The organism is Mycobacterium sp., assembly GCF_049683935.1.
In the GTDB taxonomy this organism is placed as follows: Bacteria; Actinomycetota; Actinomycetes; order Mycobacteriales; family Mycobacteriaceae; genus Mycobacterium.
This window is the reverse complement of record NZ_JBAUJR010000272.1, coordinates 1-6,173: the sequence shown is the minus strand read 5'-3', so window position 1 is coordinate 6,173 and position 6,173 is coordinate 1. Positions and strand designations below refer to the sequence as shown.

Sequence of the window (6,173 nt, the reverse complement as noted above, 5' to 3'; positions counted from 1 at the left end):
CGGAGAAGTTCAGAGCTCCTGCGGTACCGGCCGAGCCCAGTGGCCCCATCCGTCGGATGGGTGAACAGACAACGCCCGAGGCGGCGGCGGTCGGGCAGGTGTGGCTGCGGTGCGCCGCGGGCATCGCGTGCGCGATGGGCGTCGCGACGTTGCTGACCGCGGTCTCGACCTATCTGATGGCGGTCGACAGTTACACCGTCGCGTGGGTGCTGCTGGGAGTTGCGGCTGTCGTCACCGTGGCCATGGTGGCAATCCCGTGGTACTCACTGCGCGAATTGCGCGCCATCGCGGACTAGGCACGGCAACCGAGACAAAAAGATCCGTCCCAGCCGATTCGGCCGGGACGGATCTTGTTGTTGCGCTGGACTCCTAGTGGTGCCCGTTGCCGTTGCCGTTGCCGTTGCCGTTGCCGTCGGAACCGTTGCCGTCGGAGCGGTGGCCGTTGGAGCCGTGGCCGTTGGTGCCGTCCTGATGCTCACGCAGCGCGGTCAGCGCCCTGCGCTCGGCAGCGTGCGCTGCCTCGGTGATCGCCTCGTGCTCCGACACCGGATCCGCGTAGAGGAAGCTGCCGGTGCCTGGCGCGCCGCTCAGCCCCAGCTTGTTCATCCGCTTGGGCAGAGCCGCACCCTGGTACTCCAGCGGAATCGCGTGCCCGTGCTCGTCGACGGGTCCCAGCGGCTGGTGCAGTTCGACGTAGGCGCCGTGCGGGAGGCGTTTGATGATGCCCGTCTCGATCCCGTGCTCCAGCACCGCCCGGTCGCTGCGCTGCAGCGCCACTGCCCACCGGTAGGCGACGAAGTAGACGATTGCGGGCAGCACCACCATGCCGACGCGGCCGATCCACGTCGTCGCGTTGAGCGAGATGTGGAACTTCAGCGCGATGATGTCGTTCATGCAGGCGAACGTCAGCAGGATGTAGAAGGAGATCGCCGCCGCACCCACCGCGGTGCGCGTCGGTGCGTCCCGGGGGCGCTGCAGCAGGTTGTGGTGCGCGTCGTCCTTGGAGAACTTCTTCTCCAGGAACGGGTAGGCGATGAGCAGACCGAAGATCAGGCCCATGCCGACCGCCACCCACACGCCCTGCGGGACGGTGTGGCCGAAGAAGTAGAACTCCCATGCCGGCCACAGGCGGATCAGGCCGTCGGTCCACATCATGTAGAAGTCGGGCTGGCTGCCCGCGGAGATCTGGGACGGCTTGTACGGGCCGAGCACCCAGATCGGGTTGATCTGCAGCAGCCCGCCCATCAGGCCGAGGATGCCGAGCGTGACGGCGAAGAACGCGCCGGACTTCACCGCGAAGACCGGCATGACCCGCACGCCCACGACGTTGGTCTCGGTGCGACCCGGCCCGGGGAACTGGGTGTGCTTCTGGAACCACACCAGGGCGAGGTGCACCCCGATGAGCGCCAGGATGATGCCGGGCAGAACCAGGATGTGCAGCGCGTACAACCGCGGGATGATGATCTCGCCGGGGAAGTCGCCGCCGAACAGGGCCCAGTGCATCCAGGTGCCGACCACCGGAATGCCCATCGTGATGCCGGAGAACGCGGCACGCAGGCCGGTGCCGGAGAGCAGGTCGTCGGGCAGCGAGTAGCCGAAGAAGCCCTCGAACATCGCGAGGATCAGCAGCAGCGAGCCGATGACCCAGTTGGCTTCGCGGGGCCGGCGGAATGCGCCGGTGAAGAAGATGCGGGCCAGATGCACCATGATCGACGCGGCGAACAGCAGCGCCGCCCAGTGGTGGACCTGGCGCACGAACAGCCCGCCCCGGATCTCGAAGCTGATGTCCAGGGCGGTCTCGTAGGCGCGAGACATCTGCACGCCCCGAAGTGGCTGATAGACACCGTCATAGGTGACGTGGGCCATCGAGGGGTCGAAGAACAGCGTCAGCCAGATGCCGGTGATGAGCAGCACGATGAAGCTGTACAGCGCGATCTCGCCGAGCAGGAACGACCAGTGTGTCGGGAAGACCTTGTTGAGCTGCCGGCGTACCGCTGCCGATGGGTGGTACCGCGAGTCGATCGCTTCGCCCTGCTTGGCGGCGATCTCGGCCATATTCGGTCGTGGGCTCATGACGTGCGCTCCCAGAATGCCGGTCCGACGGGCTCGATGAAGTCGCCGTTTGCGACCAAGTAGCCGTCCTGATCAATGGTAATCGGCAGCTGAGCCAACGCGCGGGCCGCTGGACCGAAGATGGGCCTCGCGAAGTGCAACGCGTCGAACTGCGACTGGTGGCACGGGCAGAGGATGCGGTATGTCTGCTGCTCGTACAGAGAGGACGGGCAACCCAGATGCGAACACACTTTGGTGTAGGCGAACAGCTCGCCGAAATTGAAGCTCTCCTGGCCTTGACGCTTGACCACCCTGTTCATGTCACCAGGGCGGATGCGTATCAGCATGACGGGATTGCGGACACCGTAGGAGATCTCGGTGAGATGGTGCTCGGACTCGACGGTGGTGCCGTCGCCATCGGACTCACGCCACGGAAAGACCGTTTCCATGCCGCCCGCGTCGATGTCCTCCGGGCGCATCTTGATGAAGGGCGAATTGCCCGGCCTGCCGGTGGCGCGGGCCAGGAAGATCGTCTCGCCCTCGAACCGCGGGGTCCATCCCGAGGTCCACAGCACGGCCTTCATGCCCTCGGCCGTCGGCACCACGGGCTTCCACGGATTCTTGATCAGCCCGCCCATGAACGCGACCAGAGTGCCCAGACCGAACGCACCGAACCCGATGCCCAGCGACAACCCGATGAGCTTGCGGCGCTTGAGCGTTGAACTCTCCAGCGCATCACCCAGGTTGGCGGCGGCGGTCCTGCGGTGCAGCTCGGGGGAGGCGCCGTCGTGACGATCCTGGATGGAGATCTCTTCGGGAATGAACTTCTTCTGGAAGAGCACCGCGCCGACGCCGATCGCCAGGATCGACAGCCCGAACGTCAGGCCGTACAGCGGGGTCGTCAGCGTGTAGATGAACTCGCCCGGCGACCCGTAGGGCTGGTACTCCCAGGGCCAGAACAGGAAGATCAGCAGCAGAGCCAGACCCGAGAAGCCTGCGAGCAGCAGCCAGTACGCCACTGTGCGCTCGGCGCGCTTCTCGGCCTTGGTGCCGGGGACCGGCCACCGCTCTTCCTTGTAGACGATCTCGACGCCGTCGAGCTTGCCGCCGAGTTCGAGCAGCTGCTCTCGGGACATCTCGGCGAGCTGCGCGTCGGTGGGCTGACCGGGTTCACCGGTCTGACCGGGCGTGTCGGACCCTTTGAGGTCGTCGTGGCCGTCGCGGTCGTCGCTCATGCTCGTGCTCCGATCCAGAGTGCGGCCGCGATGATGGCTACCATTCCCACGATCCAGGCGACCATGCCCTCGGACGTGGGGCCGAAGCCGCCGAGCCCGAGGCCACCGGGGGTCGGGGTGGCGGACGCCTCGCGCACGTAGGCCACGATGTCGCGCTTTTCTTCCGGCGTCAGCTGCCGATCGGAGAACTTCGGCATGTTCTGCGGCCCGGTCAGCATCGCGGTGTAGATCTCCGACTCGGTGGCGGTGCCGAGATCGGGGGCGTACTTGCCCGACGACAGCGCGCCGCCCTTGCCGGTGAAGTTGTGGCAGGAGGCGCAGTTGAGGCGGAACAGGTCGCCGCCCCTGGCAACGTTGTCGCCGATCAGGGATTGGGAGGCGATGCTGCCGTCCTCGTCGCGGGGCACGACGGGACCGCCGCCGTTGGCCTGGACGTAGGCGCCGAGCGCGTCGGTCTGTGCTTCGTCGAACTGCGCCGGCTTCTGCGGGGCCTGCGCCTCGCCGCGCATCGCGGGCATCCGGCCGGTGGACACCTGGAAGTACACGGCGGCTTCGCCGACGCCGATCAGGCTCGGGCCACGATCGGCGACACCCTGCAGGTTCACCCCGTGGCAGGAGACACACGACGTCTCGTAGAGCTGCTCACCCAGACGCAGCATCGCCGAAGCCGACTCGTCGGCGACAGCGACCTGCGGTGACGGTGTGAGCGTGGCCGCCAGGCCTCCGGCGACGGTCAGCCCGGTCAACAGCAGCACCGCTGCTGACAGACGGCGGCGCAACCGACGGCGCCTGATTGTCGCCGGCTGCCCGGCTCCGCGGGCCTTGGTGGTCATCGAACCCCTTCTCATCGGCTTGGTCTGAGGTTGTTCGGTCATCGAACGAAGTAGATGACGGCGAACAGGGCGATCCACACGATGTCGACGAAGTGCCAGTAGTAGGACACGACGATCGCGGCGGTGGCTTGTGCAGGGGTGAACTTACTCATCCGGGTGCGGATCAGCAGGAAGACGAACGCAATGAGTCCACCGATGACGTGCAGACCGTGGAAGCCGGTGGCGAGGTAGAAGACGGTGCCGTACGCGCTGCCCGCGATGGTGGTGCCGGTCTCGACCAGATGCAGGTACTCGTAGGCCTGGCCGAGGACGAAGAACGTTCCCATCGCCAGGGTGATCGTGTACCAGCGCCGCAGCCCGAAAACGTCGCCGCGCTCAGCGGCGAAGACGCCCATCTGACAGGTGAACGACGAGGCGATCAGCACCAGGGTGACCGGAACTGCGAGCGCCAGATTCAGCTCGGTCGGCTCCGGCGGCCAGTCGCCGCCGGCCTGGGCGCGCGCGGTGAAGTACATCGCGAACAGTCCGGCAAAGAACATCAATTCGCTGGAAAGCCACACTATGGTGCCGACACTGACCATGTTCGGGCGGTTCAGCGAATGAACGCGCGACGTGATAGCCGTTCCCGAGGTCCCTACAGCGCTCGTCACAGAAGCAAGTATGACGCTTTGTAGTTGTTGAACTCCACCCGGGTGGAGCAATTCGTCATAATCTTTCCGTGACGTCTTCCCCGCCCACGCTTCCCACACCGCACGACGCATCGGCCGCGGCGCCGACATGGCCCCTGGTCCTCGGCAGATTGACCACGGGTCAGGCCCTCGCGCCGGGCCAGGCGGCCTGGGCGATGGACCAGATCATGACGGGCACCGCGACCCCCGCCCAGATCGCCGCGTTCGGCGTGTCGATGAAGATGAAGCGCCCCACCTCGGCCGAGGTGACCGAACTGGCCGACATCATGCTCAAGCATGCGCGGCGGGTACCGACGGACACGATCGGCACTGCGACAGTGGATGTGGTGGGCACCGGCGGCGACGGTGCCAACACGGTCAACCTGTCCACCATGGCCTCGATCGTGGTGGCCGCCGCGGGGGTCCCGGTGGTCAAGCACGGCAACCGCGCCGCGTCGTCGCTGTCGGGCGGTGCCGACACCCTCGAAGCCCTCGGTGTGCGTATCGATCTGGGGCCCGACGAGGTCGCCCGCAGCGTGGCCGAGGTCGGCATCGGTTTTGCGTTCGCTCCGCAATTCCACCCCTCCTATCGGCACGCTGGGGTGGTACGGCGCGAGATCGGAGTGCCCACGGTGTTCAATCTGCTTGGGCCGCTGACGAATCCGGCGACACCGCGAGCGGGTCTGATCGGCTGCGCATGGGGCGATCTGGCCGAGGTGATGGCCGGTGTGTTCGCCACCCGCGGGTCGAGCGTTCTGGTGGTGCACGGCGACGACGGCCTCGACGAACTGACGACCACGACCACGAGCACGATCTGGCGGGTGCAGGCGGGCACTGTCGAGCGCCTGACGTTCGACCCGGCAGCCTTCGGGTTCGAGCGCGCCGAGATCTCCGCGCTGGTGGGCGGCGATGCCGAAGCCAACGCGGCGGAGGCCAGAGCGGTGCTCGGCGGCGCAACGGGGCCGGTGCGGGACGCGGTCGTGCTCAATGCCGCGGGTGCCCTGGTGGCTCACGCCGGGTTATCCAGCGACGCCAAGTGGGTTCCGGCCTGGGAGTCCGGCCTGACCCGCGCCGCCGAGGCGATCGATTCCGGGGCGGCCGAACAGCTGCTCGCGCGTTGGGTGCGGTTCACTCAGCAGCTCTGACGCCGCGAGTTGTTCGGCGGCCAGTCGCGCCGAACGGGCCGAGGCTGCCCAGTGAGACCAGCGCCCGGCCGCGCCGACGGGGGAGCTGTATCCCGGGTCGGCGCGGACGATCCGGACGCCGGGTTGGGCGAGCCAACGGGTCAGCAGGGCGGTCTCCTCCACCAGCGCGCCGCCCAGGGGTGCCGCAGTGGGCAGGACGGTCTGTGCACCGGCGCCGAGGGCCTCCACGACGGGCATCGG

7 protein-coding genes are annotated in these 6,173 nt (G+C 67.3%); 3 read left to right on the top strand and 4 right to left on the bottom strand.

What is annotated here, in order from left to right:
* A partial coding sequence (locus WA965_RS15910) for a DUF2561 family protein (protein ID WP_526447781.1) occupies positions 1-296 on the top strand: 296 nt, incomplete at its 5' end.
* A 73-nt stretch (positions 297-369) separates the two neighbouring features.
* Here WA965_RS15910 and qcrB read toward each other — a convergent pair.
* The 4 genes from qcrB to ctaE are packed head-to-tail and all read right to left on the bottom strand — an operon-like array spanning position 370 to position 4,770.
* On the bottom strand, positions 370-2,073 hold the full coding sequence (qcrB, locus tag WA965_RS15905; protein ID WP_526301716.1) for a cytochrome bc1 complex cytochrome b subunit: 1,704 nt from the start codon (positions 2,071-2,073) through the stop codon (positions 370-372).
* Complete coding sequence (gene qcrA, locus WA965_RS15900; RefSeq protein WP_526301718.1) at positions 2,070-3,287, bottom strand: cytochrome bc1 complex Rieske iron-sulfur subunit; 1,218 nt, start codon at positions 3,285-3,287, stop codon at positions 2,070-2,072. Before qcrA ends, qcrB begins: the two co-directional genes overlap by 4 nt.
* Positions 3,284-4,120 carry a cytochrome bc1 complex diheme cytochrome c subunit gene (qcrC, locus tag WA965_RS15895; RefSeq protein WP_526301724.1) on the bottom strand — a complete coding sequence of 279 codons (837 nt, stop codon included), beginning with the start codon at positions 4,118-4,120 and terminating at the stop codon, positions 3,284-3,286. The genes qcrA and qcrC overlap by 4 nt, the downstream gene beginning before the upstream one ends.
* A gap of 38 nt (positions 4,121-4,158) precedes the next feature.
* Positions 4,159-4,770 (bottom strand): aa3-type cytochrome oxidase subunit III, encoded by a 612-nt coding sequence (gene ctaE / locus WA965_RS15890; RefSeq protein WP_178360038.1) that lies wholly within the window; start codon positions 4,768-4,770, stop codon positions 4,159-4,161.
* Between the two features lie 68 nt (positions 4,771-4,838).
* On the opposite strand from ctaE, the gene trpD reads away from it, so the two are divergent.
* Both trpD and WA965_RS15880 read left to right on the top strand, forming a co-directional pair.
* Entirely contained in the window at positions 4,839-5,933 is a 1,095-nt protein-coding gene (trpD, locus tag WA965_RS15885) for an anthranilate phosphoribosyltransferase (RefSeq protein ID WP_526301720.1), read from the top strand.
* Between the two features lie 51 nt (positions 5,934-5,984).
* The coding region (locus WA965_RS15880; RefSeq protein WP_526447779.1) for a hypothetical protein at positions 5,985-6,173 on the top strand (189 nt) is incomplete at its 3' end.